This window comes from Rhodopseudomonas sp. RCAM05734, from assembly GCF_052658035.1.
Genome location: NZ_CP199742.1, coordinates 5,765,751 through 5,792,733 on the forward strand (window position 1 = coordinate 5,765,751; position 26,983 = coordinate 5,792,733).

Sequence of the window (26,983 nt, forward strand, 5' to 3'; positions counted from 1 at the left end):
GTTCGACCGTATCAGTTCAGCGGCGCCTTCGCCGGAATCTGCGGCGCAGGGTCGGTCGAGATCGCCACCGCGGCACCGGACTGCAGCTTGAGCTGGCCGACCTGCACCACCTTGTCGCCGGGGTTCAGCCCGCGGACGATGACAGCGCGACCATCGATGCGATCGCCGGTCTTCACAAAGGTGCGCACGGCATTGAGGCTGGTCTTGCCGTCGTCGGTCTTCTTCTCGGTGATCAGGTAGACCGAGTCGCCGTACAGCGTGTAGTCCACTGCGGTTTCCGGCACCGTGATCACGGCCGGCTTGTCCGGCAGCACCACCGTGGTGGTGGCGAACATGCCGGGCTTCAGAATGCCCTCGGGGTTCTGGATCGTCGCCTGCACGCGGATATTGCGGGTGTCGGCGCTGATCTGCGGTTCGATGGTCGTCAGCGCCCCTTCGAACTTGCGGCCGGGATAGGCATCGACGGAGATGCGCACGACCTGGCCGACCTTGAGCGTTCCCGAATCCTTCTCGGTGACCGTGAAGTTAGCGAACACGGCGGACAGATCCGTCAACGACACGATCTGGGTGCCGGCGGTGAGATACTGTCCGACCTCGACGCGGCGGGTGCCGAGCACGCCGTCGAATGCCGCGCGCACGAGCTTCTGCGAGATCACCGCTTCGGTCTTGGCAATGCCTGCCTGCGCCTGGTCATAGGCAGCCTGCGCGGTGTCCACCGTCGCCTGCGGGCCGAACTGGCGCGCGGCCAACTGCTTGGCGCGATCGAGGTTCAATTCCGCCACCTTGGCCTGGGCCTTGAAGCTGGCGAGATCGCCCTGATCGGGGGCGTCGAACAGCTGCACCAGCGGCGTGCCGGCCTTCACCGTGGAGCCCGCCTTGAACATGATGTCGGTGATGCGGCCGTTGACGTCGGAGGTGACGTTGACCTGATGCACGGCGGCGAGATCGCCGACGGCGTTGATCAGGTTTGGAATCACTTCGGACTTTGCCTCGGCCGCGGTGACCAGGGTCGGCGGCGGCTTGTTGTTGGCGAAGAACTCCGCAATCTTCATGGCGCGGAACGAATTGAAGCCAACCAGCGCGCCGACCAGCAGTGCCAGCAGCAGGCCGACGATGATGAACCATTTGATCATGCGCACCGGACGCGGGCGCGGCTTCTCGACGGTGGCGCGCGGCGCCGCACTGGCTTGTGTGGTGATCGTCATGTCATGCGCTTTCTGTCGTTGCCGGCTGCACCAGATCCGCCGCTAACGCGCGGTCCAGATGCGATGCAATTGCCGTTTCTTTAAGACCAATACCGCGAAGGATAAATTCACCAGACTGCCGGTCGAGATCGGCCGCATGGGCATAGGACAGGCACGGCACCGCGGGCAGTCGCGACAGCGCCGCCATCATCACCGTGTGGTGCGCGAACCAGAACAGGTTGATCGGCTCGCCGGTGCCGCGCACGGCGTCGTCGGCCAGAACGGCCTGCTCGAAGGCTGCCGTGAAGGCCGGTCCGATCAACTCGTTGATCTTGTTGAACAGCAGGCGGGCGAACTCGCCGTCATCGAGGTGGCTGATGATCATCAGCCGCATGCGCTGCGCTTCCTCCTGGTCCGGGTGTTCGGAGATCTCCAGGAAATGCCCGACCATGCCGCGAATCAGCACCACCAGCGTGGCCGTCGACGGCGGTAGCCCCAGCAGCTTGTTCAGCTCCGGATCGGCATCGCACTCCTCGGCGAGAATTTCGGCGTACAGCGCCGATTTGGTCGGGAAATGTTTGAACAACAGGCCTTCGGAAATCTTCGCCGCCGCCGCCACGCTCTTGGTCGTGGTGCCGGCGAATCCATTGCGCGCGAAGCAACGCTTCGCCGCGCTCAGGATCAGCTCCCGCCGGAGGTCATGGGTCATCCGTAAACTGCTCATATTGTGAGTAACCACTCACTTGAGCAAAAGTCAACGAAATGATGCGATGCACCAAGGTAGAATCACGCAGGCGCTCCGATATTAAACGACCGTCTTGTGTCTGGCGATACATGTCTCCAGCACATCGTCCATCGGCCTGCCCCACCAGCTCTCGGAAAAGATCTCGATCTCCGAATAGCCGGCGAAGCCCTGCGCCTCGACCGCCGCGCGCACCGACTTGATGTCGATGACCCCGTCGCCCATCATGCCGCGGTCGTTGAGGATGTCCTTGGTCGGCACCAGCCAGTCGCAGACGTGGAACGCCATCAACCGGTCCTTGCCCGCGCGAACGATCTGCGGCGGCAGCTCCGGATCCCACCAGATGTGATAGACGTCGAGCGCGACGCCGAGCATGCCCGTGCGGTTGGGGTCGAGCCGGTCGCAGATGTCCAGCGCCTGCTCCGTCGTATTGACGCAGGCGCGGTCGCCGGCATAGGCCGGATGCAGCGGCTCGATGGCCAGCGGCATGCCGGCCTGCTTGGCGTAGTCCATCATCTCCGCAATGCCGTCTTCGACCTGGGCGCGCGCGTTCGCGATATTTTTCGATGGGCTACTTCCTGGCCGCGAATATTGCGGCAAGCCGCCCACCACCAGCACGATGCACGGCGCTTTCAATGCCACGGCTTCGTCGACGCAGCGACGGTTGTCATCGCGCTGCTGCTGGCGATGCGCCTCGTCGGAGACGAACATGCCACCGCGACAGTAGCCGGACAGCTCGATGCCTGCGTCCCGGATCACCTTCGCGGCGCGATCGAGCCCGATGGAAGCAACCTGGTCGCGCCACGGATCGATGGCACGGATGCCATGCCTGGCGCAGGCATCGACTATCTCGGCGAGGTCGCCCTGCTTGCGGACGGTGGCGGTGTTCAGCGACAGCCAGCGATGATCCCCAGAGAAATCGCGCATCAGGCTTCGATCCCGCGAGTTGCCAAAATCGCCTTCATCCGCTGCGTCGCCTTTTCCGGATTCGACAACAGTCCGGCCTGGTCGGCGAGTCGGAACAGTTCGGCCAGATGCAGCGTCGAGCGCGTGCTCTCCTGCCCACCGATCATGGTGAAATGGTCCTGGTGGCCGTTGAGATAGGCCATGAACACGATGCCAGTCTTGTAGAAGCGCGTCGGCGCCTTGAAGATATGCCGCGACAACGGCACGGTCGGGCCGAGCACGTCGCGAAAGCCTTTTTCATCCCCCGCCGCCAGCCGCGACAGCGCATAGGATGCCGCCGGCGCGATGGCGTCGAAGATGCCCAGAAGCGCGTGGGAAAAACCCTTGTCGTCGCCGGCGATCAGTTCGGCATAGTTGAAATCGTCGCCGGTATACATTTTCACTTCCGGCACAAGCCGGCGGCGCATGTCGATCTCGCGCTGCGCGTCGAGCAGCGACACCTTGACGCCATCGACCTTGGCGGCGTTGCGGTTGATGACGTCCACCGCGATGTCCATGGCCGCGTCGAGGCTGGACGTGCCCCAGTAGTTCGCCAGTGCCGGATCGAACATGTCGCCGAGCCAATGGATGATCACGGGCTGACTGACCTGCGACAGCACGCGGTCATAGACGCGACCGTAATCCTCGGCACTCTTGCCGAGCTTGGCCAGCGCCCGCGAGGCCATCAGGATAATGCGGCCGCCGGCCTTCTCGACCGCTGCGATCTGCTCCTCATAGGCGTGGATCACGTCGTCGAGCGACCTAGCATCTTCCACCGCGAGATGATCGGTGCCGGCGCCGGAAAATACCAGACCGCCGCGCGGCCTGGCCGCCGCCACCGAACGCCTGATCAGTTCCAGCGAGGTCGGCCAGTCCAGCCCCATGCCGCGCTGCGCGGTGTCCATCGCCTCGGCCACGCCGAGGCCGAGGTCCCAGATGTGCTCGCGAAACGCGATGGTGCGGTCCCAGTCGATCGCCGCGGTCAGCCACGGATCGCCCTCGGCCAGCGGATCGGCCACCACATGGGCGGCCGAGAACGCCACGCGGTTCAGCGTGCCCGTGAGCTTCGCGGGAAAACTGCGTGACGCCGCCAGCCGATAGGTTTCAAGCGAACGATCGGCCTTCGGCAGCTTCAGCGACAATGACGACATGGGTTGGACTGGCTTGTTCATCATGCGACCTCAGACCTTGAGCGTGGGGACATCGATCCAGCGGCGCTCTTTCCAGCTTTCCAGCGCGCATTCGACAAGCTGCACGCCCTTGGCGCCTTCCAGCAGCGTGTACTTGTACGGCGCGTCCTCGCAGACGTGGCGGATGAACATCTCCCACTGCTCCTTGAAGCCGTTGTCGTAGACGGCGTTGTCCGGCACCTTCTGCCAGTCGGCGTAAAAGTCGTGGGTACGCTTCTCGTCGGGATTCCACACCGGCCGCGGAGTCGCCTGGCGAGCCTGGATCATGCATTCGCTGAGGCCGGCGACGGCCGAACCATGGGTGCCGTCGACCTGGAAGGTGACGAGATCGTCGCGATAGACGCGCGTCGCCCACGACATGTTCATGTGGGCGATCACGCCGCCCTTCAGCTTGAAGGTGGCGTAAGCGGAGTCATCGGCGGTGGCCGTGTACTTCTTGCCCTGCTCGTCCCAGCGCGCCGGAATGTCGGTGGTGCCGAGGCAGGTCAGGCTCTCGACTTCGCCGAACAGATTGTCGAGTACGTAGCGCCAGTGGCAGACCATGTCGAGGATCATGCCGCCGCCGTCTTCGGCACGGTAGTTCCAGGACGGCCGCTGCGCTTCCTGCCAGTCGCCTTCGAACACCCAGTAGCCGAACTCGCCGCGCACCGACAGCATCTTGCCGAAGAAGCCGCTGTCGCGCAGCATCGCCAGCTTCTTCAGGCCGGGCAGGAACAGCTTGTCCTGCACGGTGCCGTGCTTGAGGCCCTTGGCATTGGCCTGCTTGATGACGTCGAGTGCGGCGGCAAGGTTGGTCGCAATCGGTTTCTCGCAATAGATGTGCTTGCCGGCAGCGATCGCCTTGTTGAGCAGGCCGGGCCGCGCCTGCGTGGTGGCGGCATCGAAGAAGATGGTGTCGTCCTTGTTCTGCAACGCCTCGTCGAGATCGGTGGTCCAGCGCTCGATGCCGTACTTTTTGGCGAGGCCTTCGATCTTCTCGGCATTGCGCCCGACCAGGATCGGATCCGGCATCATGCGGTCGCCGTTCTTCAGGGTCACGCCGCCCTGCGCGCGGACCGCGACGATCGAGCGCACCAGATGCTGGTTGAGTCCCATGCGGCCAGTGACGCCGTTCATGATGATGCCGAGGCGATGGACAGCCATAGTTAGTGCTCCTGGAGGATTTTTGTTCTGGGGCGCTGGAGCGGCGCAAGGGCCGACCATTCCGGATGGGCGCCGGATGCGAATCCGGCAGAGGTCAGCGATCCCGTCAGGAGATCGCCGTCGTGAATGTTGAGCCGGATGACCTCGCCATCGCGGCGATAGAGATCGGGATGCGCCTTCAGAAACGCTTCGGCCTCGGCCGCCGGCGCCTCGCCAAAGCCATCGACATAGTGATGGCCGTTGCGCTCGGCGTGCGTCACGCCGATCAGCGCGCCCAGCGCCAGATCCTGCTGCACACCGAGCCCGGCCTGGCAGGTCAGGTCCTCGCCAGTGACGAAATAGGGAACACCCTGCTCGCTCCACGCCGCGGCGCGGGTGGCGTTGACGATGGACTTGTAGAGGCCTTTGCAGGATTTCGACGAGATGCCGCGATAGCCCAGCGCCCGCGCCATCGGGAACGCGTCCCAGCTATCGTCGGCCTCGTCGACGATGAAATTGTGCGACGACAGGTGGCCGAGCGGCGCCTGCTTGGTGAGGTCGCGCGGCATCGGCTGCTCGATATACAGCAGCTTTGACGCGATCGGCCGCAGCGCGGTGTCGTGTTCGAGGCGATCGACCAGCGCACCAAGCGCGTCGAGATCGGCATACTGCTCGTTGGCGTCGAGCGAGACCTTGTAATCATACGGCAGCGTGGCCAGCGCGTTGCCTATCTTCGTTAGCCGCGCCGCATCGGCTTCCGGATCGCCATTCATCTTCAGCTTGAAATAGCGCGCACCCGAATTTTCACGGGCATCGGCGACGCCGCCCTCGCCTTCGATGCGGTCATCGAGTCCGACGGTGTGTCGCACCGCGACCCGCGCCAGCCGCTTGCGGCCCGCCAGAAATGTCGCGATGTCGTCAGGGCCGACACCCGGCGCCAATCGCGCGTCGAGGCCGGCCACATTCCCCGCCATGCCGGTGAAGAAATCCAGCTTCAGGCCCCGCAGCAGCGCGTCGAGGACCGCCTTGTCGATTTCCGCCGGCCCGAACGCGGCGGCCAGCGGCGGGATGTCGACCCGGGCGCAGGCGGCCATCTGGTCGGCGATGGCGCCGGCATGCAGCGCAAAGGCAGTGATCAGGCCGGACTGCGCCAGATACAAATCGCGCGCGATGCTCAGCGACTGCCTGAGCTCCTGTATGGTGTCATCGATGTCGAGATGAGCCCGCTTGTCGAACCATTTCGGCACCATCATCTCGGCGCTGGCGCCGACGAATACGCCGCGGCCCTCGACCTCCAGCTCGACGCGCACGAAGGCCTGCGGCGCAGCGTTGACCGTCACCGCGCCAAAGCGGAACGGCCGCACAAACACCACCGGGCGTTCATACAGCGCGATCTCGCGCAAAGCGATGCGGGGAGCGGTCATATCGAGCAGCCCTAGTCCAGCGCGCTTTGGGTAAAGAAATGCTTTCGCACCCGTGCCACCAGTTCGGTGAACACCGGGTTGGCCATCGTGTCGAGGTTGCGGTCGCGGCCGAGCGGCACGTCGTAGATCGCCTCGATACCGCCCGGCCGCTCGGTCATCACCAGCACCTTGTCAGCGAGAAACACTGCTTCCGGGATCGAATGGGTGATCAGCAGGATCGTCTTGCCGGTCTGGCGCTGGATCCGCGACAGTTCAACATTCATCTTCTCACGCGTCATCGCGTCCAGCGCGCCAAACGGCTCGTCCATCATCATGATCTTGGGATCGTGCACCAGCGCACGGCAGATCGAGGCGCGCTGCTGCATGCCGCCGGACAGCTGCCACGGCAGCTTCTTCTCGAAACCTTCGAGGCCGACCATCTTCAAAAGCTGCTTCGCCCGCTCCAGAAATTTCTCGCGCGGCAGCTTCTTCATGTCGATCGGCAGCATCACGTTCGACAGGATGTTGCGCCACGGCAGCAGCAGCGCGTTCTGGAACACGATACCGACATCGCCATGCGGCTCGGTGACCTTGTTGCCGTCGACCAGGATTTCCCCGGTGGTCGGCGCCAGCAGGCCCGAGATCATCTTCAGCAAGGTAGACTTGCCGCAGCCGGAGGGGCCGACAACGACAAAGAACTCGCCGTCGTTGATGTGGAAGTCCAGCGGTCGCAGCGACTGCACCTTGCCGTCGCCGGTCCCGTAGGTCTTGGAGACACCGGAGAGATGGATCCCCGACGCCTTGTTGACGGGCTGTTCTGACACCAAGCGAAGATGTGCGGTCGCTGGATCCACGCTCATATCCAAGCCCTTGGCCTTCATCGTCGCTGCAGTCATCAGATCAGTCCCGTCGTTCACCAACTACTTCGGCAAGTAGTCGTTGGTGTAGAACGCCTTCGGATTTTCCTTGGCCTTGGCTTCGAGGCCGCCGTATTCGACCATGAGATCGATCGAATCCTTCATGTTCTGATCGGTGACCTGGAACGGCCGCTTACCCTTGGTTTCCGGTGTCGAGTAGAACGGAATTGTGAGTTCGAAGCCCTGGGTCAGGGTGTCGATCTTGCCACCCTTCGGATTGGCATCAAGGATCGACTGCGCGGCGGCCTTCGGCTCCTTTGATGCGGCTTCCACGGCCTTGGTGGTGGCCGACATGAAGCGCTTGACGAGATCCGGATTGGCTTTGGCATAGTCGGTATTGGTGACGATTCCCGACGACACCAGATGAATGCCGTAGTCGGCGAACTTGATCGGGTAGACGTCCTTGCCGGTGGCGTCCTTGATCTTCATGGACTGGTCCATGACGTAGCCGAGCAACAGGTCTGCCTGGCCGTTGATGACCGCGTTGAGCTTGGTCTGGCCGTCGCCTGCGACCGTCTTGAAATCGGATTCCTTCAGCCCCGCCTTCTTCAGGAACAGCGGCCAGATCTGGGTCATCGAATCCGCCGGCGTGATCGCCACGGTCTTGCCCTTGATGTCGTCGGGCTTCTTGATATTCTTGTCGACGAAGCCCATCACCGACATCGCGGTGGTCTGCAGCAGCACGCCGGTGGCGATCACCGGGGCGCCCTTGACCGCGGCGCGCATCATGGTGGGCACGTCGACATAGCCGAAGTTGACGGATTTGGCGGCGACAGCCTGCACGGTGGCAGCAGAGCCGCGGCCCTCCTGGATATCGAGATCGATGCCCTCGGCCTCATAGATGCCCTTGGCCTTGCCGTAATAGAACGGCGCGTGCTCGCCGTAGACGTACCAGTTCAGCATCAATGTGACCTTGTCGGCGGCGGCCGCCGGAGTCACGGTGGCGATCGCGGTCCAGATCAGCGCCGTCGAACAGGTGGTAATCCATTTCAGCATGTTAGCCTCCCTCTGAAAGTGATGCGGCCCTTGATTGGGCCGCTTGTTTGGCATTTTGCACCACTGAACTATGCGGCGATGAAAACCTCGGCACGCTGGCTGACGTGCCAGGGAATCGCGAAGCGTTCGATGCGGTCGACGATCCAGAACAGCACCACGCCGAGCAGCGCGAGAATCACCAGCGCGGCAAACATGGTCGGCAGATCGAAGGTGCCGATCGAACGTTGCAGCACGTAACCGATGCCGGAATTGGAGCCGACGAATTCGCCGACCACGGCGCCGACCACCGCGAGCGTGACCGACACTTTGAGGCCGGAGAAGATCGCCGGCAGCGCGTGCGGCAGGTTGACGGCGCAGAATACGCTGATGCGGCTGCCCTTCATGGCGCGCGCCAGATCGACCATGTCCGGGTCGACCGACTTGAAGCCCTGCACCGCAGAGACCACCACCGGGAAGAATCCGAGCAGGAAGGCCGAGATGATTTTCGGCACGATGCCGAAGCCGAACCACACCACGAACAGCGGCGCGATCGCGACCTTGGGAATCGACTGTGAGAACACCAGCAGCGGATAGACGTAGCTCTCCACCGTCCTGGAACCGGCTATCAGCATGGCCACGGGGATGCCGAACAGCGCAGACAGCAGAAAGCCGACGATGGTCGCATAGGTGGTCGGCCAAGTCTGGCTGAGCAGCTCAGGCCAGTCCGTCCACAGCACCTTGACGACATCGCCGGGTGCCGGAACTTGATAGGCCGGAATGTGGAACAGGCGGATCGCCAGATCCCAGGCCACGACAATCATGATCAGCAGAAAAAACGGGCGCAGCCACGCGGCATTCAGCAGTTGCGCTGCGGCCCCTGGGCCCTTGGTCTGGCTCACACGTCTCTCCCTGCGCCGCGTGGAGGGCGCTCGTATTTAACTCGTTGGGTAAATACTACCCGCGGCAAGGCGAATGTCAATCGCGGACACTCTCTGTCATTCCGGGGCTGCATTCGGACGGCACAGCCGTCGAATGCAGACCCGGACTAACGATTGGGCTTCAGGCGGGTTGGCGGGCCGGGGCGCGGGTGGCCGGTTTCGGCAGCAGGAATTCGGCCACCGATTTTCCGGTCAGCGCCGCCAGGATCAGCGCCACCATGTGGGCCAGCCGCTCGTCTTTCGCCTGCTTGGCCAGCAGGTCGCGGCCGAAGATCACGCTCAGCGTGGCGCTGTTGGACAGGTAGAAGAAGCTCAGCGCGGCGATCGAGATGTAGAGCTGCACCGGATCCATGGCGACCTTGAAGTCGCCGCTTGCGACGCCACGCAGGACCACCGTGCGGATCATCTCCACGAACGGCGAATGCATCGACTTGACCTTGTCGGAGCGCTTCAGGTGCCGGGCGCGCTCGAGGTTTTCGGTATTGAGCAGCGCCAGAAATTCCGGATTTCGCAGAAAATAGTTCCAGGTAAAGCTGATCAGCCGTTCGATCGCGTCGGGGGGATCGAGATGTTCGAGATCGAGGCTGCGCTCCTCGACACGAATCTGCTCATAGGCGCCTTCCAGCACGGCGAGGTACAAATCCTCCTTGTTGCCGACGTGATAATACAGCATGCGCTTGTTGGCGCCGGCATCGGCCGCGATGCGATCGACCCGCGCGCCGGCGAGGCCGTGGGCGGCGAACTCCTTCTTCGCGGCTTCGAGAATGCGGATCCGCATACCCTCCGGATCGCGCTGCCACTTCCCTGCTGTTTTTGCCTTGGCCAATTCACTCTACCCGTCGCGCGTGCCGCGATCATGCAGGGGATGTAGCATGCGATGGGGACTTTGAGAACGAAGGATGTTCTGGCCTGTATGCGCAAACGCGAGTCGCCTTTTGCCGCCCGGCTGCGTATGACTGCGCCTCCCCGACCGGAGCCGCCCGTGCCCGCCATTATCGCCGACCCCTTCTTTTATGCCCTCGCGATACCCGCCGTGATCATCCTCGGTCTCTCCAAGGGCGGCTTCGCCGGGATCGGTACCGCCGCCACGCCGATGCTGGCGCTGTACCTGCCGCCGCTCGAGGCGGCGGCGCTGACCCTGCCCCTGCTGATCACCCAGGACCTGATCTCGCTCTATGTCTACCGCCGCCATTGGGATGCCTCGAACCTGAAGGTGATGCTGCCGGGTGCCGTGGTCGGCATGGGGCTGGGCTGGCTGATCGCCTCCAGCGTCTCCGACAACGCCGTGCGCATCGCGGTCGGCGCCATCGGCCTCATCTTCGTGTTCGACGTCTGGCTGAAGCGCGCGTCGATCGAACCGCGGCGGATGGGCACGGCCGGCGGCCTGTTCTGGGGCGGCGTGACCGGCTTCACGTCCTTCATGACCCAGGCCGGCGGACCGCCGTTCCAGGTCTACGTGCTGCCGCAGCGGCTGCCGAAGCTGGTGCTGGTCGGCACCACCACGATCTTCTTCGCCGTGGTCAACGCGCTGAAGATCGTGCCCTATTTCCTGCTCGGGCAGTTCACCCCGGTCAACCTGGCGACCTCGGTCGCACTGCTGCCGATCGCCATCGCCGGAAATTTTGCCGGCATCTGGCTGGTCAAGCACCTGCCCACCGGCCTGTTCTACCGCATCGCCTACGTGCTGCTGTTTCTGATCTCGCTGGTGCTAACGTGGCAGGGCGTATCGGAGCTGCTGCGGAGCTGGAGTCTGTAAGCCATTTGTTGACATAGCGTCGTCAATCTGCTTACATGTGAGCCTTGGCGGTGACGTCCGTCGGAGACGCGAATGATCCGATCTTTTGTTCACAACGGGTTGCTGGAGCTTTGGAACAGGAAGACGTCTGCAAAGATCGACAAGAAGATGCATGAGCGCATCCTTCGTCGCCTCGACGTCCTGGACATGGCGATGACGCCCGGCGAACTTGCCATGCCGGGCTTTAATTTCCACGCCCTTCGAGGCAAGCCGCAGCGCTATTCGGTGCACGTCAATGGACCATGGTGCATCACCTTCGAATTCGAGGGAGGTGACGCTCTTCGTGTCGATTTCGAGCAATATCATTGACCGATGAGCGACCAGGACTCTCTATCGCCCAAGCAAGGGAAAACGAGAATGACCGAACATATCGCCAAGCGCTATCCCGACCGCTGCCCCAGCCATCCCGGCGCCATTTTGCGCGAAGACGTCATCCCTGCTGTCAAGTGCTCGAAGTCGGAAGTCGCGCGGTTGCTCGGCATTTCCCGGCAACACCTGCACGACATCCTGACCGAAAAAAGCCGTTGTCGCCGGAGGTCGCGGTTCGGGTCGGCAAGCTATTTGGCGGCGGCGCCGGCATCTGGGTCCGGATGCAAGGCGCCTATGATACCTGGCACGCCGAGAGGAACGTGGACGTCAGCAAGATCAAGCCTCTGGTCGCAGCCTAGCACGACCTCGCCCTGCGCTACCCGTCCGCCTTCGCCGTGCGCTCCACCAGCAGCGTGTGGACGCCGCAGGCGCCATCGCGGACGCTGAGGACGCGGGTGCCGGGCTTGCGGCCCTGGCGCACTTCGGAGACGTCGATGCCGGCCGCCACCAGCCGCGCCCGCGCGGCGTCGATATCGTTGACGCGCCAGCTCAGGCCCCACAGCTTGTCATGGCTCTCGTCGGCGCCGGCCACCGGCCGCTTGACGACCTCGACGACCAGGTCGCCGCAGCGGAAGAACATCAGATGCCCCCAGTCCGGCCGCGAGCGATCCAGCGCCATGTCGAGGCCGAGCCGCGCGCCATACAGCGCCGCGGCGCGTTCCGGATCCTCGGTGGAGATCACGATGTGATCGAGCGCCGCGATCGGCGCCGGCGCGAGCGGCTTCGACAGCGGGCGTTCCTTCGCCAGTTCGAGAAAGAACATGCGCACGCCCCGCGTGGCATCGGTCGCCGCGCGCGTGCGTTTCCACGACAGCGTGCCGCCGGAGATCGTATCGCGACTCTCGACCTCGGCGATCCCGTCGGGTTTCAGCGCCACCCGCTCCAGCCGGCGATGCATCCTGGCGATATCGCCGACGCGGAAGCACAGGCTGGCGAGACCCTCGCCCCAGATCTTCAGTACGGTGCGGACCCGCCCCGCATTGGCGCCGTCGCCCTCCGGGGCCATCAGCTCCAGCGTCATGTTGTCGAGGGTGAACAGCACCGTCTCGGTGCCGTCGCTCCGGGCGCGCCACGACGGCGCCCGCCCGAGCAGCAATTGATAGGCGGCAGCACCTGCATTGATATCGTTGAGCAGAATGACGACGTGGTCGAGCCCGGTGATCATCTTTTGTATCCCATCATGGAAACAGGCCGCGCGTGTTCTTGGCAGCACGGACCTTCTCGACGCCGATCGCCATCGCGGCGGTGCGGTGCGAGACCTTGTCGACCTTGGCGCGCATCAGCATCTGGTCGAAGGCGCGGTCGAGGATCTGGTATTCGCGCCGCATCACTTCCTCCTCCTCCCAGAACAGTTGCTGCAGATCCTGCACCCATTCGAAATAGCTGACCACCACACCGCCGGAATTGCACAGGATGTCGGGGATCAGGAACACCTCGTCCTGACGTTGCTCCAGCACCAGGTCGGCATCCGGCGTGGTCGGGCCGTTGGCGCCTTCCGCCAGCACCCGGCATCGCAGCTTCTGCGCCATCGGCCCGTCGATCACCCGCTCCATCGCGGCGGGCACCAGCACGTCGCAGGCCAGCGTGAAGATCTCCGCGGGGTCGTATTGCATCTCGCTGGAAAAGCCCTTGATGCTGCCATGCTGGCTGGTGTGGCGCATCAGCGCCGGAATATCGAGCCCGGCCGCGCAGTGCAGTGCGCCGGTATGGTCGCTGACCGCAATGACCTTGAGGCCGAAGCGATGCAGTTCCAGCGCGGCGTAGGAGCCGACATTGCCAAAGCCCTGAACCACCGCGGTGGCGCCATTGAGATCGATGGCCAGTTCCTTGAGCACCCGCTTGGCAAGATGGGCGACGCCGCGGCCGGTGGCCTCGCGCCGGCCCAGCGTGCCGCCGGAGGCCACCGGCTTCCCGGTCACGATCTCGGTCACGGTGCGGCCCTGATACATGGAATACGTATCCATAAACCACGCCATCACCTGTTCATTGGTGCCCATGTCCGGCGCCATCACGTCGGTGTGCGGACCGACGAAGGGAATCATCTCCATCATGTAGCGGCGCGACAGCGCCTCCAGTTCGCGCCTGGAAATTGCCGTGGGATCGACCGCGATGCCGCCCTTGGCGCCGCCATAGGGCAGCCCGACCAGCGCGCACTTCCAGCTCATCCAGATCGCCAGTGCCGCGACCTCGCCGAGGTCGACGCTGGGTGCAAAGCGGGTGCCGCCCTTGGTCGGTCCCAGCGTCAGGTGATGCTGGACGCGATAGCCCTCATAGACCGCGATGGTGCCGTCGTCGCGATGGATCGGACAGGACACCGTGATGGCGCGCTTCGGCATCAGGATGCGGTCGCGCTCGTCGGCGGGGATCGCCAGATGGTCGGCAATGACGCCGAACTGGTTGACCGCCATATCGAACACCGGGCCGGAATAGACCGTCATCGTTGCCTCCCATGGTGCCGGCGGCACGGCCATGGGCCGGTGCCCACGCATCGTCGCAGCCCAAGTTGGTAGGCCCGCATTGCCGCGATCTCAAGCAATTACCGCAATTCAATGCGATTAATTTCCGCGAATACAAAGCGATAAGCGGTGCTAATGTATGCGCCACGCCACAAAGCCGCCGCACCGCACCACCCACCAGCAACGACGGACACCTTCATGCAGGCCCTCTTTATCGGACAGACCTATATCGACGTGACCTTCATCACCGATCACATGCCGACCGGTGACGAGAAGCATGTCGCCTCCGACTATGCGGTGTCGTTCGGCGGCAATGCGGTGACGGCGGCGTTCTGCTGCGCCAAGCTCGGCATCGTTCCCGACCTGATCGCGACCGTCGCCAACGACTGGCTCGGACGCATGTTCATGGACATGGCGGCGAAATACGCGATCGAGATTCATCCGCGAAAGGTGGCGAGTTCGTCGCTGTCGTTCATCATGCCCAAGGACGGCAAGCGCGCCATCGTGCGCTGCCGCGACGACGAGCACATCCATCCGTTCCCGCTGCTCAACCTCGGCAAGTGCCGCGCGCTGCATGTGGACGGCCACCAGCCGGACGCCGCGATCCACTACGCAAAGCTCTGCCGCGAGGCCGGCATCCTGACCTCGCTGGACGGCGGCGGCCTGCGCACCAACACCCACGAGCTGCTGGAATTCATCGACGTCGCCATCGTCGCCGAGCGGCTGTGCGAGCAGATGGACCTCACGCCGGAGAAAATGCTCGATTATCTCAAGACCCGCGGCTGCCGTGTCGGCGGCATCACCCAGGGCGAACGCGGCCTGCTCTGGTACGACGAGACCGGCGCGGTCCATACGCTGCCGGCGCTGGCGATCCCGCGCGCGCGCGTGCTTGATACCAACGGCGCCGGCGACGTGTTTCACGGCGCCTATGTGTATTCCTATCTTAGCAATCCCGCCCAAAGCTGGCACGACCACTTCGCCTTCGCGCGCGCCGCCTCCACCTTCAAGATCCAGCGCCTCGGCAACGAAGCCGGCCTGCCGACGCTGCCGGACATCGCGGCTGTCAGGCAGGAGTTCGAAGCGGCGGTGTAAGCGCTGCTTCCCTGCCCCAAACACCGTTGTCATCGCCCGGCCGGCGCGAAATTGCGCGCCAGGACCGGGTGACCCAGTAAACGTTGTCGTCTGTGATGAAGCCGCGCAGCCTGCGTTTACTGGGTCCCCGCATGCGCGGGGACGACAAGTGAGTATGGGTTAGCTCTCTCTCTTCCCCTTCGCCGTCATGAAGTCGAAATCGCAGCCGTCGTCGGCCTGCAGGATCGTCTGGTGAAACAGATGCGCGTAGCCGCGCTTGGCCCAGTCGGGCGTGGTGGCTGCTGGCAGCGCCGCCGCGCGCTTGGCAAACTCCGCCTCGTCGATCAACAGGTCGATGCTGCGCGCGGCGACGTCGAGGCGGATCATGTCGCCATTTTGAACCAGCGCCAGCGGCCCGCCCACCGCGCTTTCCGGCGTGATGTGCAGCACGATGGTGCCGAACGCGGTGCCGCTCATGCGCGCATCGGAAATCCGCACCATGTCCTTCACCCCGGCACGCGCCAGCTTCATCGGAATCGGCAGATAGCCGGCCTCCGGCATGCCCGGTGCGCCCTTCGGCCCGGCATTGCGCAGCACCAGCACGTCGTCGGCGGTGACATCGAGATCCGCGCTGTCGCAGCGCAGCGTCATGTCTTCCACCGACTCGAACACCACGGCGCGCCCGGTGTGCTGCAACAGTTTTGGCGACGCCGCCGAATGCTTGATCACGGCACCGCGCGGCGCGAGATTGCCGTGCAGCACCGCCATGGCGCCTTCCGGCTTGATCGGATTGCTGCGCGAGCGGATCACCTCCTGCCCCGGCACGTCCTCGGCATTGGCGACGATGTCGCGCAACGTCGCGCCGGAGATGGTCTTCGCATCGAGGTCGATGAGGTCGCCGAGCTGCGCCATCAGCTTCGGCACGCCGCCGGCGTGATGAAAGTGCTCCATGTAGTGATCGCCGGATGGCTTGAGGTCGATCAGCACCGGCACCTCGCGGCTGAGTTCATCGAAGGCCGCCAGATCGATGCGATGCACCGAGCGATTGGCCATCGCGGTGAGATGGATCAGCCCGTTGGTCGAGCCGCCGATAGCCTGCAGCACCACCTGCGCATTGCGGAACGAGGCCGGGGTCAGCACTTCGCTGGGCTTCGGTCCCTTGGCCTTCGCCATCTCGGCGGCAACCTTGCCGCTGGCTTCCGCCGAGCGAAAACGTTCGGCATGCGGCGCGGGTATGGTCGCACTCATGGGCAGCGACAGGCCCATCGCTTCGGTGATGCAGGCCATGGTCGAAGCCGTGCCCATCACCATGCAGGTGCCGACCGACGGCGCCAGCCGCGCGTTCACCGCGTCGATCTCCTGCTGGTCGATTTCACCGGCGCGGAACTTGCCCCACATGCGCCGGCAGTCGGTGCAGGCGCCGAGCACCTCGCCCTTGTGATGGCCGACCACCATCGGTCCCACCGGAATCACCACCGTCGGCAGGTCGGCAGAGATCGCCGCCATGATCTGCGCCGGCAGCGTCTTGTCGCAGCCGCCGACCACGATCACCGCATCCATCGGCTGCGCCTTGATCATCTCCTCGGTGTCCATGGCCATCAGGTTGCGCAGATACATGGATGTCGGATGCGCAAAGCTCTCGCCGATGGAAATGGTCGGGAACACCATCGGCAGCGCGCCGGCCAGCATCACGCCGCGCTTGGCGGCCTCGATGATCTGGGGCGCATTGCCGTGGCAGGGATTGTAGTCGCTGTGGGTGTTGGTGATGCCCACGATGGGACGATCCAGCGCATCGTCGGAATAACCCATCGCCTTGATGAAGGCCTTTCGCAGGAACAGCGAGAAGCCGGCATCGCCGTAGCTGGTCAGTCCCTTGCGCAATCCGTCAGCCATGTCGCGTTCCCACTCTTCGTGTTTTGAACGTTTCTTATGAAGCCGCCAGAAGGGATGTCAATGCACCGGCTGTAGGGTGGGCAAAGCTTCGGCGCGCGCAGCGCGTCGAGGCGTGCACACCATTCCACGGGGTGGTGGGCACGGCGCAACGGCGCCTTTGCCCACCCTACTTTTCTACTTTTCGGGCTTCCAGACGCGAGCGGCATCGCCATCGAATTCGATGCTGCAGAATGCGCCGCCCTGGTAGAAATCGCCGACCGGATCGGGCTTCAACTTGGCCTGTTCGGCCAGCGCATGGTCGACGAAATCTTCCGACCGTCCCGTCGGGCGATAGCCCAGCGCATAGGCGCGGGAATTGTCCCACCAGGCGCGCTCGTTGTAGGACGCCCCGTACAGCACCTCGAAATGGATGTCGGGATGTTCGAGGCCGATCCGGCACAGCTGCACCAGATCGTCCGGCGTGAGGAATATCGACAGCCGGCGCTGGTCGAGCGGCCTGTCGCCGAAGTTTCCGATGCGGATGCAGCTGACGCCGAGGCCATGCTTGTCGGCATACATCGCGCCGAGCGCCTCGCCAAAGGCCTTGCTGACGCCGTAGCGGCTGTCCGGACGCACCGTGACGTCGGTGCCGATCTTGCTGTGGCGCGGATAGAACCCGACCGCATGGTTCGACGACGCGAAGACGATGCGCTTGACGCCCTGCTTCCTGGCGGCCTCGAACAGATTGTAGGTTCCGATGATGTTGGCCTGCAGGATGGTGTCCCACGGCCCCTCCACGGAAAAACCGCCGAAATGCAGGATGCCGTCGACACCCTCGCAGATCGCCTCCACCGCGGCATAGTCGGCGAGATCGGCCTGCTTGAATGTTTCGGAAGGCTTGAGGTCCGGCGGCGCCACGAGATCGCTCAGCACGAGATCCGGGTAGATCGACGGCAACAGACTTCGCAGCCGTGTGCCGACGCCGCCCGATGCGCCGGTCATCAATATTCTTGGCATTCCGATCCCTCGTTCTTGCGAATTTGCGGCGAGTATGGCGTGGCAGCGTGGATGGGGCAAGGCAGCGAAAGTTCAAGATGGAGCGTTGCGCCACTCACGCCTCTGTCGTCGCCCGGCCAGGCGCGCAAATGCGCGCCTGGCCGGGCGACCCAGTATACTCCGGCCTGTGTGTGCTGGGTCACCCGCTTTCGCGGGTGACGACAGGCGGAGGGCTCGGCGACGTGCGCTTGCTGCATTCACAGACGAATGATAGCAACGATGCCCGAGGAAATTACAACAACAGGACCACAAATGTCCGATGCATCGGCGACGCGCCCCGGCTGGCAGCCGGCGACCTATTATCCCGACCCCGCCATCCAGGCGCTTGACCCGCGCTTCGAGAAATACTGGATCAAGCTGGCGGCGGTCGAGCGCATCGCCACCGGGCTGCGCTGGGCCGAAGGGCCGGTGTGGTTCGGCGACGGCCGCTATCTGCTGTGCTCGGACATTCCCAACAACCGCATTATCAAATGGGAAGAAGCGACCGGCGCGGTCAGCGACTTCCGCCGTCCGTCGAATTTCGGCAACGGCCAGACAAGGGATCGCCAGGGCCGGCTGGTCACCTGCGAGCATGGCGGCCGCCGCGTCGTCCGCACCGAATATGACGGCAGCATCACCGTGCTGATGGACAGCTTCGAGGGCAAGCAGCCGAACTCGCCCAACGACGTGGTGGTGAAATCCGACGGCTCAATCTGGTTCACCGATCCGACCTTCGGCCTGTTCGGCAATTACGAGGGCTACAAGGCCGAGTCCGAGATCGATGCCAACGTCTACCGCATCGACGGCGGGACCGGCCAGGCGACCATCGTTGCCGCCGGCGTGCTCGGCCCCAACGGCCTGTGCTTCTCCCCGGACGAGACCATCCTCTACATCGTGGAATCGCGCGGCGTGCCGAACCGCAAGATCCTGGCCTATGACGTCGCGGCCGACGGCATGACCCTGAGCAACAAACGCGTGCTGATCGACGCCGGACCGGGCACGCCCGACGGCATGCGCTGCGACATCGACGGCAATCTGTGGTGCGGCTGGGGCATGGGCAGCGCCGAACTCGACGGCGTGATGATCTTCGCACCCGACGGCACGCCGATCGGCCGCATCGCGCTGCCGGAGCGCTGCGCCAACCTGTGCTTCGGCGGGTTGAAGCGCAACCGGCTGTTCATGGCGTCGAGCCAGTCGATCTACGCGCTGTATGTGAACACGCAGGGCGCGTTGGGCGGCTGATCGATCAGGCCGGCAGCCGAATCGACTGTCGCTCCACAGCGCCGTCCATCACGCAGTTGCGGCCGCGCTGCTTCGCCAGATACAGGGCACTGTCGGCGGCCTCGACCAGGTCCTGCGGTTGAATAGTCGCGCCCGCCGCCGCGACACCGACGCCGATGCTGACCGTCAACGGCGCGCCGATGTCCGGCAGCGGTCTGAAGTCTATCGAATCGACGGCCTGTCGCACCTGCTCGGCGAGCAGCAGCGCGTCTTCCCTTGTGGTTTCGGGCAAGATGAGCGCAAATTCCTCGCCGCCGTAGCGGGCCGTGAAATCGTCAGGGCGCCCGACACGCCGGATCGTCGCCGCCACCTGTTTGAGGCACTCGTCGCCGGCCAGGTGGCCGTAAGTGTCATTGAAGCGCTTGAAATGATCGACGTCGATCAGCAGCAGAGCCAGCGGCGCCGCGCATGCCGGTTGATCGCGCACGCAGAGACCGAGCTTTTCGTCGAAATCGCGCCGGTTGCCGACACCGGTCAAACCGTCGGTGAGCGCGAACGTCTGCAGCCGCGCATTGACCACGGCAAGATCTGCGTTGTAGCGCGTCACCTCGCTCAGCAGGGCGCGCCGATCGTGATCGGCCTTGAGCATCTTCGTCCGCAAAGCGACCAGCTCGAAAATAAAACCGATCTGGTACCAGAGATAAAGGAGGACGAGCGGGATCGCGACGGCGATCCCGAAGACCGTGGCGGCGACCCCGACCATGCCCAGCACGATGCTGATATGAACGATCACCGTGCCCGGCATGGCGTAGGCGCGGGCGCTGGCGCCCTGAACGGGCGCGCTGATCAACGCGAAGACGGCAAAGACGGCGGGATGGCCGGTGGTGAAGATCAGGATTGAAAGGCTCGAGCCCCAGCCCACGGCAGCGATGAAGCTCGATGCGACGAACAGGCGAACCCAGTGCGAGACCAGCGCGTCCGGTCCGCGCCTCAAGATGCGGCGATTGAAAATAAACCGAAGGCTGAAGGTTGCTGAAGCGATAGCAACAGCTGCCATGGAGGCCAACGAACCGTCGGCATACCAGTTATACCAGGCGATGATCGCGATGGCAGCGGCCGTCAATCCATGCGCGAAAGGGCTGAACAGCCCCTCCAGCATTTCCCACGCCTGCTCCCTCGTCGCGTAGTCCGATCCGATCAGACCCGGCGTCGATGACATGACGTGGCGCATCGCGGCAAAGCGGCCGCGCAGTTTCGCCCATTTCCGTCTTCCGGCCGTCCAAATCATATCCGAGCTCAATCGACAAACATCTCGTCTGGAACATGCGCTGCGATGTTCTAACGGAGTCGTATATGCGGCGATGCCGAGTCCGACATTCTAGACGAGGTGTTAACGGCGTCGGCGATTGTGACACGCGGTCGTCGCTGCGCGGCCACACTACAGCGAAGCCGGCAGACGCTTGCGCACAAAAAAACGCCGGAACGGGATAACTCCCGTCCCGGCGCTGCAACTCATGCAACCTGGATGTGTCGCTTACGCCGCGTTGAAGCCGGCGATGGCCTTGACTTCGAGATATTCCTCGAGACCGTACTTGCCCCATTCGCGGCCGTTGCCGGACTGCTTGTAGCCGCCGAACGGCGCGGTGCGGTCGTTGGGCACGCCCTGCAGGTTGACGTTGCCGGCCCGCGGCTGGCGCCCGACCTTCCGTGCCGCCTCGACCGTCGGGCCGGACACGTAGCCAGCCAGACCGTAAGGCGTATCGTTACCGATGCGGACGGCTTCGGCCTCGTCCTTGGCGCCGATGATCACCAGCACCGGCCCGAAGATTTCCTCGCGCGCGATGGTCATGTTCTCGGTGACGTCGGCAAAGATCGTCGGACGGACGTAGAAGCCCTTGTTGACGCCTTCCGGCAGGCCGGGGCCGCCGGCGACCAGGGTGGCGCCTTCCTCGATGCCCTTCTGGATCAGGCCCTGGATCTTGTCCCACTGGCCGCGATTGACCACGGGACCGATCACGGTGCCCTCGGCGCGGGGATCGCCGGCCTTGGTCTTGTCGGCCTGCGCCTTGGCGATCTCGGCGACTTCCTTCATCTTCGCCGCCGGCACGATCATCCGCGAGGGCGCGTTGCACGACTGTCCGGAATTGTTGAACATGTGCGCGACGCCGCCGGTCACCGCCTTCTGCAGGTCGGCGCCGTCGAGGATGATGTTCGGCGACTTGCCGCCGAGCTCCTGGCTGACGCGCTTGACCGTGGGTGCAGCACGCTTGGCGACATCGATGCCGGCGCGGGTCGAGCCGGTGAACGAGATCATGTCAATGTCCGGATGCTCGCTCATGGCCGCGCCCACTTCAGGGCCCATGCCGTTGACGAGGTTGAACACTCCCTTGGGCACGCCGGCCTCATGCAGGATCTCGGCAAAAATCAAGGCCGAGGTCGGGGTGAATTCCGACGGCTTCAGGATCATGCAGCAGCCGGCGGCGATCGCAGGCGCCACCTTGCAGGCGATCTGGTTGAGCGGCCAGTTCCACGGGGTGATCATGCCGACCACGCCGATCGGTTCGCGGACCACCATGGCGGAGCCGAGCGGCTCCTCGAAATGATAATTCTTCAGCACCTCTAGCGTCGACATGATGTGGCCGAGGCCGGCGCCGGCCTGCAGCTTCTCGGCCATCGGCAGCGGCGCGCCCATTTCGTCCGAGACGGCGGCACCGATGTCCTTCATGCGGGTCTTGTACACCGCAACGATCTTCTCCAGCAGCGCGACGCGCTCCTCGCGCGAGGTCTGAGAGAACGTCTCGAAGGCACGGCGGGCAGCGGCGACAGCCTTGTCGACGTCGGCCTTGGAGCCCAGCGCAACGTCGTACATCGCTTCTTCGGTCGCCGGGTTGACGACGGGCGTCGACTTCTTGACGACGGGATCGACCCAGGCGCCATCGATGTAGAATTGCATGCGGTTGACCATAGCGTAACCTCTTCTTGGACTTTGAACTTTGTTATTCAGGAGATCGTCAGGAAACGCGCGGAGCGTCCGGCAAGCATCTTCGCACGGGCATCCCCGGAAATGAACCCGCCATCTGCGGGGCACCGCGTCGCAGCGGCCGCCGCATATAAAGTCAGAGCGGTGATCGGAGCAAGGCTATGGCGCTCATTGGGGGATGTTGTGATCGCAGGGCTGCGAAAGTGCCGCCCCTCCCCTGCAGAAAGAGGCGGAACGGCGCCTGCATCTCGCAGTGCAACAAAACGCGCGCGGGCCTTGTCAGGCCACAGCGCCGACCCGCGCCACGGCGGCGACGTCGTTCATCACGTCGCGGTAGTGCGCGACAGGCTGCGGCCGCCCGATCAGGTAGCCCTGAACTTCGTCACAGCCGTGACGTGTGAGGAAGGCAAGCTGGCTTTGGGTCTCCACGCCTTCGGCGATAACCGGAAGCCGCAGCGCACGGCTGAGACCCAGGATGGCCTCGACGATCGACGCGGAGTCCACATTGGAATCGAGCTTTGCGATGAAGGTCTGATCGATCTTGATCTTGTCGAACGGGAACGCCTGCAGATAGGACAGCGAGGAATAGCCGGCGCCAAAATCATCCATGGCGATGCGCACGCCGAGATCCTTGATCCGGCGCAGGATCGCAATCGCCGAATCGAAATCGTCGATCAGCACGCCCTCGGTGATCTCGACCTCAAGCCGGGCCGGTGCCAGGCCGGTTTCGAGCAGCACCGACCGGATCAGTTCGGGCACGTCGAGATGGCGGAAATCGAGCGGTGAAAAATTGACGGCGATGGCCAGCGGATTCGGCCACGCGACCGCCTCGGCGCAGGCGGTGCGCAGCACCCATTCGTCGATCGCGCCGATCAGTCCCGTCTCTTCGGCGAGCGGAATGAAAATTCCAGGCGAGACCATGCCCCGGACGGGATGGTGCCAGCGCAGCAGCGTCTCGAAGCCGACGGCTTGGCCCTGCGCCGTCGCCTGCGGCTGATAGTAGATCTCGAACTCGCCGTTCTTGAGCGCAACCGCAAGGTCGCGTTGCAAAGCGCGCTTCTCCCGGATCTGCCGGTCCATCGCCGACTCGAACCGGCGAACGGTGCCGCGTGTTTCCGCCTTCGCGCGGTACAGCGCGATGTCGGCATGCGCAATCAGGGTTTCGCTGTCTTCGCCATCGTCAGGATAGACGCTGACGCCAGCCGTCGAGCCGACACGGATATCCTGGCCGTCGATATGGAATTCGCTGTCGCAAATCACAGCGAGCCGACTGAAGATGTCCTCCATCGCGGAGGCGGCCTGATCCGGCGGCGTCACGATCGAGAACTCGTCGCCGCCCGGCCGTGCCAGAAACCCCGGTTCGCAGCTCTCGCCGAGGCGTCTCGCCATCTCGGCCAGCACCGCGTCTCCCGCGGACTGCCCGAACACGTCGTTGATTTCCTTGAAACGGTCGATGCCGAGGCGGATCACGGCAAAGCGTGCATTATTGTCCTTTGCCGTCTTCAGGTTTTCCGCAATCCGGTGATGGAGCGCGGCCCGGTTGGGCAATCCAGTCACCAGGTCATGCAGCGCGACATAGGCGAAGCGCGCTTCCGCCTGTTTGCGGTCAGTCACATCCTCATGCGTGGCCATCCAGCCGCCGTTGGGCATCGGCCTCTGCAAGATCTTGACGTGACGGCCATCGAGCAATTCGATGGTGAGGCTCGATGCTTCACCGCTCGCGATCGAGTCGCGCAGTTCGACAAGATCCCTGAGTTCGCGCGCTTCGCTGCCGACCGCACGGCCGACGTCCACAAGCTCTTCGAATGAGCGGCCGGAGAGCACCTGGCCCGGCGGGATCATGTAGATCTGCAGCAGGCTCTCATTCCACAGTTGCAGCCGGCCATCCGGGCCAAACATGCAGAACCCCTGCTCGCTGTTGCTGATGGCCGCATGCGGCTGCATCTCGCGCTCGCGAAAGCTGCGGCGATATCGCGCGACCAGAAGGATCGCCGCAATGGCCACCGCGACTGCGGGCAACAGCAGGACAAACAACCAAGAATTGTAGAAATTGAAGTCCAGTAATCCGAGCATGGCAATCCCGAAGGTAATATCGCGAGACACTACCAGTCAGCCTTTGCGCAATGCTTAAACAAACGATGACGACGGCCGCATCTTGGAGATCATCCAAATACGCATAAACTTCGGTAAACTTGGCGGCGCACTTGCTCGTCCTGACTATTTTTCAATCAAACAACGGCTTTTCGTGACGCACATTGTGGATTTACACGCGAAGCAAATACCTGCTGGACAAAATTGCATCCGATCCGAGCATCGCATGCCCATGCGACCCATGGTCTCACACCGCCATTTTCCGGTGCAGCACCGGTGCGCCGGCGCTGAGGCCTTCGGCGGCGTCGACGATGCCGTTGGCGTCGATACCGTGGTGGCGGTAGAGATCCTGGATGGTGCCGGTCTGGCCGAAATGTTCGACGCCGAGCGCCTCCATGCGATGGCCGCAGACGCCGCCGAGCCAGCCCAATGTCGCCGGATGGCCATCGATCACGCTGACGATGGAGCAGTCGCGCGGCAGCGACGACAACAGTTTTTCAATGTGACTGAGATACGGAGCACCGCGCCGGCCACGCCGCATTTTCCGCGCGGCGGTCCAGCCCGCATGCAGCCGATCCGCTGACGTGATGGCCAGCAGGCCGACATCCCTGCGGCTGTCGCCGAGCAGACCCACGGCCTCGATCGCCTCGGGAGCGACGGCGCCGGTATAGGCCACAACCAGATCGCAATTCGGCCCCGGCTTGCGCAGCCAGTAGGCGCCGTCGGTGATGCCCTGCTGCAATTCCGGCGTCATCATCCGGGCGGGCTGCTCGATCGTGCGCGTCGATAGCCGCAGATACACCGAACCGCCCGAGCGCATGCCGCTCTCCGCGTCCCCCCGTCCGTCAATTCGCGCTGCATGTGCTGAAAGCCCCAGCCCGTGATGACAGCGAGTTCGTCGACAAAGGCCGGCTCGAAGGCCGCAAGGCCATCCTGCGAGATGCCGATCAGCGGCGTGGCGATGGATTGATGCGCGCCGCCTTCCGGCGCCAGCGTGACGCCCGACGGCGTGGCTGCCACCATGAAACGCGCATCCTGATAGCAGGCGTAGTTGAGCTGATCGAGCGCGCGACTGATGAAGGGATCGTACAGCGTCGCGATCGGCAGCAGCCGCACGCCGTTGATGGACGACGACAGGCCGAGCGCCGACATCAGGATGAACAGATTGCTCTCGGCGATGCCGAGTTCGATATGCTGGCCCTTGGGCGAGAAGTCCCAATTGAAGGTCGACGGGATTTTCTCGCTGCGGAACAGGTCGGCCTTTTCGGCGCGCGCGAACAGGCCGCGGCGGTTGACCCAGGCGCCGAGATTGGTGGAGACGGTGACATCCGGCGATGCGGTGACAATGCGCGACGCCAACTCGCTGTCGCCGCGCGCCAGTTCGTTGAGCACCAGCCCAAAGCCCTGCTGCGTCGACATCGACGGCGCGGGCTTGAAGGCAAGATGGTCGGGCACGTCGATCACATCGGCCGACAGGCGCCGCCTGCCCTGCTGCACGAACGGCACTTGCTTCAGGAACGCATCGAGCGAAGCGGTATCCTGCGACAGCCCCTCATATTTGTCCCACTCATGGCCGGGCCGAATGCTCTGGTGCGCGCGCCATGTCTCCATCTGCGTCGGCGTCATCAGGCCGGCATGGTTGTCCTTGTGGCCCTGGAACGGCAGGCCGACGCCCTTGATGGTGTAGGCGATGAAGCACACCGGGCGATCGTGGTCGATCGACTCGAAGGCTTCGATCATGCTGGCCATGTCGTGGCCGCCGAGATTGGACATCAGCGCCAGCAGCTCGTCATCGCTGCGCCGCTCGATCAGCGCCGAAACGTCGCCCTGGTCGCCGATCTCGTCGCGCAACCGCTTGCGGAACGCCGCGCCGCCCTGGAAGCACAGCGCCGCATACATCTGGTTCGGACAGGTATCGATCCAGTGCTTCAGCGCCGCGCCGCCGGGCTCGGAGAAAGCGTCCTGCATCAGCCGGCCATATTTCACGATCACCACGTCCCAGCCGAAATTGCGGAACATGGATTCGAATTTTTCCCACAACCCCTCGCGCACCACGGCGTCGAGGCTCTGGCGGTTGTAGTCGACGATCCACCAGGTGTTGCGCAGGCCGTGCTTCCAGCCCTCCAGCAGCGCCTCGAAGATGTTGCCCTCGTCCATCTCGGCATCGCCGACCAGCGAGATCATGCGGCCCTCGGGGCGATCCTTCATCCAGCCATGCGCGCTGACATAGTCCTGCACCAGCGAGGAGAACAACGTCTGCGCCACGCCGAGGCCGACCGAGCCGGTGGAGAAATCGACGTCGTCAATATCCTTGGTGCGCGACGGATAGCTCTGCGCGCCCTTGAAGCCGCGGAAATTCTCCAGCTTTGCACGGGTCTGGTTCCCGAACAGATACTGGATGGCGTGAAACACCGGCGAGGCGTGCGGCTTCACCGCGACGCGGTCTTCCGGCTTCAGCACCGAGAAATACAGCGCCGACATGATCGTCGCCAGCGAGGCCGACGACGCCTGATGGCCGCCGACCTTGAGGCCGTCATGGTTGGGCCGGATGTGGTTGGCGTTGTGGATGGTCCAGGACGACAGCCACAGCACCTTTCGCGCCAGCGCGGTGAGGATTTGCAGACGGTTTTGGTCGATCGGCATGGTGTGCTCCCTGGACCGGATTCGACCGGTTGTG

General features: G+C 63.9%; 23 protein-coding genes and 1 pseudogene. 5 read left to right on the forward strand and 19 right to left on the reverse strand.

The features are described 5' to 3' along the window. Window positions 1-11: 11 nt before the first annotated feature. From ACUXVA_RS27505 to ACUXVA_RS27550, 10 genes are all read right to left on the reverse strand, one after another. Window positions 12-1,205, reverse strand: a complete 1,194-nt coding sequence (locus tag ACUXVA_RS27505) for an efflux RND transporter periplasmic adaptor subunit (RefSeq protein WP_265082764.1) — start codon at window positions 1,203-1,205, stop codon at window positions 12-14. 1 nt (window position 1,206) lies between these two features. Beyond that, entirely contained in the window at window positions 1,207-1,908 is a 702-nt protein-coding gene (locus ACUXVA_RS27510) for a TetR/AcrR family transcriptional regulator (protein WP_445489293.1), read from the reverse strand. An 81-nt stretch (window positions 1,909-1,989) separates the two neighbouring features. Continuing rightward, window positions 1,990-2,853, reverse strand: coding sequence for a sugar phosphate isomerase/epimerase family protein (locus tag ACUXVA_RS27515; RefSeq protein WP_265082762.1), 864 nt, complete (start codon window positions 2,851-2,853; stop codon window positions 1,990-1,992). Next, window positions 2,853-4,043: a dihydrodipicolinate synthase family protein gene (locus ACUXVA_RS27520; protein ID WP_265083631.1), complete on the reverse strand. Its 1,191-nt coding sequence runs from the start codon at window positions 4,041-4,043 to the stop codon at window positions 2,853-2,855. Before ACUXVA_RS27520 ends, ACUXVA_RS27515 begins: the two co-directional genes overlap by 1 nt. A gap of 9 nt (window positions 4,044-4,052) precedes the next feature. Next, entirely contained in the window at window positions 4,053-5,204 is a 1,152-nt protein-coding gene (locus ACUXVA_RS27525; RefSeq protein ID WP_445489296.1) for a Gfo/Idh/MocA family protein, read from the reverse strand. Between the two features lie 2 nt (window positions 5,205-5,206). Beyond that, entirely contained in the window at window positions 5,207-6,607 is a 1,401-nt protein-coding gene (locus ACUXVA_RS27530) for a hypothetical protein (protein ID WP_265082760.1), read from the reverse strand. 11 nt (window positions 6,608-6,618) lie between these two features. Continuing rightward, entirely contained in the window at window positions 6,619-7,482 is an 864-nt protein-coding gene (locus ACUXVA_RS27535; RefSeq protein ID WP_265082759.1) for an ABC transporter ATP-binding protein, read from the reverse strand. A gap of 24 nt (window positions 7,483-7,506) precedes the next feature. Further along, window positions 7,507-8,499 carry an ABC transporter substrate-binding protein gene (locus ACUXVA_RS27540; protein WP_265082758.1) on the reverse strand — a complete coding sequence of 331 codons (993 nt, stop codon included), beginning with the start codon at window positions 8,497-8,499 and terminating at the stop codon, window positions 7,507-7,509. Window positions 8,500-8,567: 68 nt separating this feature from the next. After that, the gene (locus ACUXVA_RS27545) at window positions 8,568-9,299 is read right to left on the reverse strand and encodes an ABC transporter permease (RefSeq protein ID WP_413776511.1); all 732 of its coding nucleotides are present in this window, start codon (window positions 9,297-9,299) and stop codon (window positions 8,568-8,570) included. 238 nt (window positions 9,300-9,537) lie between these two features. Then, the gene (locus ACUXVA_RS27550; RefSeq protein WP_445489298.1) at window positions 9,538-10,242 is read right to left on the reverse strand and encodes a TetR family transcriptional regulator; all 705 of its coding nucleotides are present in this window, start codon (window positions 10,240-10,242) and stop codon (window positions 9,538-9,540) included. 126 nt (window positions 10,243-10,368) lie between these two features. Here ACUXVA_RS27550 and ACUXVA_RS27555 point away from each other — a divergent pair, with 126 nt between their 5' ends. From ACUXVA_RS27555 to ACUXVA_RS27565, 3 genes and pseudogenes are all read left to right on the forward strand, one after another. Next, window positions 10,369-11,172, forward strand: a complete 804-nt coding sequence (locus tag ACUXVA_RS27555) for a sulfite exporter TauE/SafE family protein (protein ID WP_413776510.1) — start codon at window positions 10,369-10,371, stop codon at window positions 11,170-11,172. A gap of 72 nt (window positions 11,173-11,244) precedes the next feature. Next, window positions 11,245-11,520 carry a type II toxin-antitoxin system RelE/ParE family toxin gene (locus tag ACUXVA_RS27560; protein WP_265082754.1) on the forward strand — a complete coding sequence of 92 codons (276 nt, stop codon included), beginning with the start codon at window positions 11,245-11,247 and terminating at the stop codon, window positions 11,518-11,520. A 48-nt stretch (window positions 11,521-11,568) separates the two neighbouring features. Next, window positions 11,569-11,879 (forward strand): annotated as a pseudogene (locus tag ACUXVA_RS27565) (HigA family addiction module antitoxin). A gap of 17 nt (window positions 11,880-11,896) precedes the next feature. Here the strand turns inward: ACUXVA_RS27565 and ACUXVA_RS27570 are convergent. Further along, window positions 11,897-12,745 carry a VOC family protein gene (locus ACUXVA_RS27570; protein WP_265082753.1) on the reverse strand — a complete coding sequence of 283 codons (849 nt, stop codon included), beginning with the start codon at window positions 12,743-12,745 and terminating at the stop codon, window positions 11,897-11,899. Window positions 12,746-12,758: 13 nt separating this feature from the next. Then, on the reverse strand, window positions 12,759-14,018 hold the full coding sequence (locus ACUXVA_RS27575; RefSeq protein WP_445489301.1) for a Glu/Leu/Phe/Val family dehydrogenase: 1,260 nt from the start codon (window positions 14,016-14,018) through the stop codon (window positions 12,759-12,761). 216 nt (window positions 14,019-14,234) lie between these two features. Here ACUXVA_RS27575 and ACUXVA_RS27580 point away from each other — a divergent pair, with 216 nt between their 5' ends. Next, the gene (locus ACUXVA_RS27580; protein WP_265082751.1) at window positions 14,235-15,128 is read left to right on the forward strand and encodes a sugar kinase; all 894 of its coding nucleotides are present in this window, start codon (window positions 14,235-14,237) and stop codon (window positions 15,126-15,128) included. A 159-nt stretch (window positions 15,129-15,287) separates the two neighbouring features. Here ACUXVA_RS27580 and ACUXVA_RS27585 read toward each other — a convergent pair whose 3' ends face one another. Together ACUXVA_RS27585 and ACUXVA_RS27590 are read right to left on the reverse strand one after the other, a co-directional pair. Next, window positions 15,288-17,000 (reverse strand): IlvD/Edd family dehydratase, encoded by a 1,713-nt coding sequence (locus ACUXVA_RS27585; protein WP_445489303.1) that lies wholly within the window; start codon window positions 16,998-17,000, stop codon window positions 15,288-15,290. 174 nt (window positions 17,001-17,174) lie between these two features. Then, complete coding sequence (locus ACUXVA_RS27590; RefSeq protein ID WP_445489305.1) at window positions 17,175-17,996, reverse strand: NAD-dependent epimerase/dehydratase family protein; 822 nt, start codon at window positions 17,994-17,996, stop codon at window positions 17,175-17,177. Window positions 17,997-18,287: 291 nt separating this feature from the next. On the opposite strand from ACUXVA_RS27590, the gene ACUXVA_RS27595 reads away from it, so the two are divergent. Continuing rightward, entirely contained in the window at window positions 18,288-19,256 is a 969-nt protein-coding gene (locus ACUXVA_RS27595) for an SMP-30/gluconolactonase/LRE family protein (protein WP_445489307.1), read from the forward strand. Between the two features lie 4 nt (window positions 19,257-19,260). On the opposite strand, the gene ACUXVA_RS27600 is transcribed toward ACUXVA_RS27595, so the two are convergent. From ACUXVA_RS27600 to ACUXVA_RS27620, 5 genes are all read right to left on the reverse strand, one after another. Further along, window positions 19,261-20,523 carry a GGDEF domain-containing protein gene (locus tag ACUXVA_RS27600; RefSeq protein WP_445489309.1) on the reverse strand — a complete coding sequence of 421 codons (1,263 nt, stop codon included), beginning with the start codon at window positions 20,521-20,523 and terminating at the stop codon, window positions 19,261-19,263. Window positions 20,524-20,769: 246 nt separating this feature from the next. Beyond that, the gene (locus tag ACUXVA_RS27605; RefSeq protein ID WP_445489311.1) at window positions 20,770-22,200 is read right to left on the reverse strand and encodes an aldehyde dehydrogenase family protein; all 1,431 of its coding nucleotides are present in this window, start codon (window positions 22,198-22,200) and stop codon (window positions 20,770-20,772) included. Between the two features lie 294 nt (window positions 22,201-22,494). Further along, window positions 22,495-24,288 carry a putative bifunctional diguanylate cyclase/phosphodiesterase gene (locus ACUXVA_RS27610; protein ID WP_445489313.1) on the reverse strand — a complete coding sequence of 598 codons (1,794 nt, stop codon included), beginning with the start codon at window positions 24,286-24,288 and terminating at the stop codon, window positions 22,495-22,497. A gap of 265 nt (window positions 24,289-24,553) precedes the next feature. Continuing rightward, window positions 24,554-25,126 carry a transketolase-like TK C-terminal-containing protein gene (locus ACUXVA_RS27615; RefSeq protein ID WP_445489315.1) on the reverse strand — a complete coding sequence of 191 codons (573 nt, stop codon included), beginning with the start codon at window positions 25,124-25,126 and terminating at the stop codon, window positions 24,554-24,556. Then, window positions 25,060-26,949: a transketolase gene (locus ACUXVA_RS27620; protein ID WP_445489317.1), complete on the reverse strand. Its 1,890-nt coding sequence runs from the start codon at window positions 26,947-26,949 to the stop codon at window positions 25,060-25,062. The genes ACUXVA_RS27615 and ACUXVA_RS27620 overlap by 67 nt, the downstream gene beginning before the upstream one ends. Between the last annotated feature and the right edge of the window lie 34 nt (window positions 26,950-26,983).

Bases quoted from the DNA above. Each gene is read 5' to 3' on its own strand.
- ACUXVA_RS27515 (WP_265082762.1), bottom strand. From the start codon at position 2,853: ATGCGCGATTTCTCTGGGGATCATCGCTGGCTGTCGCTGAACACCGCC.
- ACUXVA_RS27525 (WP_445489296.1), bottom strand. From the start codon at position 5,204: ATGGCTGTCCATCGCCTCGGCATCATCATGAACGGCGTCACTGGCCGC.
- ACUXVA_RS27575 (WP_445489301.1), bottom strand. From the start codon at position 14,018: ATGACGGTCTATTCCGGCCCGGTGTTCGATATGGCGGTCAACCAGTTC.
- ACUXVA_RS27615 (WP_445489315.1), bottom strand. From the start codon at position 25,126: ATGCGCTCGGGCGGTTCGGTGTATCTGCGGCTATCGACGCGCACGATC.
- ACUXVA_RS27520 (WP_265083631.1), bottom strand. From the start codon at position 4,043: ATGAACAAGCCAGTCCAACCCATGTCGTCATTGTCGCTGAAGCTGCCG.
- ACUXVA_RS27545 (WP_413776511.1), bottom strand. From the start codon at position 9,299: ATGATTGTCGTGGCCTGGGATCTGGCGATCCGCCTGTTCCACATTCCG.
- ACUXVA_RS27580 (WP_265082751.1), top strand. From the start codon at position 14,235: ATGCAGGCCCTCTTTATCGGACAGACCTATATCGACGTGACCTTCATC.
- ACUXVA_RS27560 (WP_265082754.1), top strand. From the start codon at position 11,245: ATGATCCGATCTTTTGTTCACAACGGGTTGCTGGAGCTTTGGAACAGG.
- ACUXVA_RS27620 (WP_445489317.1), bottom strand. From the start codon at position 26,949: ATGCCGATCGACCAAAACCGTCTGCAAATCCTCACCGCGCTGGCGCGA.
- ACUXVA_RS27595 (WP_445489307.1), top strand. From the start codon at position 18,288: ATGTCCGATGCATCGGCGACGCGCCCCGGCTGGCAGCCGGCGACCTAT.
- ACUXVA_RS27510 (WP_445489293.1), bottom strand. From the start codon at position 1,908: ATGAGCAGTTTACGGATGACCCATGACCTCCGGCGGGAGCTGATCCTG.
- ACUXVA_RS27540 (WP_265082758.1), bottom strand. From the start codon at position 8,499: ATGCTGAAATGGATTACCACCTGTTCGACGGCGCTGATCTGGACCGCG.
- ACUXVA_RS27535 (WP_265082759.1), bottom strand. From the start codon at position 7,482: ATGACTGCAGCGACGATGAAGGCCAAGGGCTTGGATATGAGCGTGGAT.
- ACUXVA_RS27585 (WP_445489303.1), bottom strand. From the start codon at position 17,000: ATGGCTGACGGATTGCGCAAGGGACTGACCAGCTACGGCGATGCCGGC.
- ACUXVA_RS27610 (WP_445489313.1), bottom strand. From the start codon at position 24,288: ATGCTCGGATTACTGGACTTCAATTTCTACAATTCTTGGTTGTTTGTC.
- ACUXVA_RS27605 (WP_445489311.1), bottom strand. From the start codon at position 22,200: ATGGTCAACCGCATGCAATTCTACATCGATGGCGCCTGGGTCGATCCC.
- ACUXVA_RS27570 (WP_265082753.1), bottom strand. From the start codon at position 12,745: ATGATCACCGGGCTCGACCACGTCGTCATTCTGCTCAACGATATCAAT.
- ACUXVA_RS27555 (WP_413776510.1), top strand. From the start codon at position 10,369: ATGACTGCGCCTCCCCGACCGGAGCCGCCCGTGCCCGCCATTATCGCC.
- ACUXVA_RS27600 (WP_445489309.1), bottom strand. From the start codon at position 20,523: ATGATTTGGACGGCCGGAAGACGGAAATGGGCGAAACTGCGCGGCCGC.
- ACUXVA_RS27505 (WP_265082764.1), bottom strand. From the start codon at position 1,205: ATGACGATCACCACACAAGCCAGTGCGGCGCCGCGCGCCACCGTCGAG.
- ACUXVA_RS27530 (WP_265082760.1), bottom strand. From the start codon at position 6,607: ATGACCGCTCCCCGCATCGCTTTGCGCGAGATCGCGCTGTATGAACGC.
- ACUXVA_RS27590 (WP_445489305.1), bottom strand. From the start codon at position 17,996: ATGCCAAGAATATTGATGACCGGCGCATCGGGCGGCGTCGGCACACGG.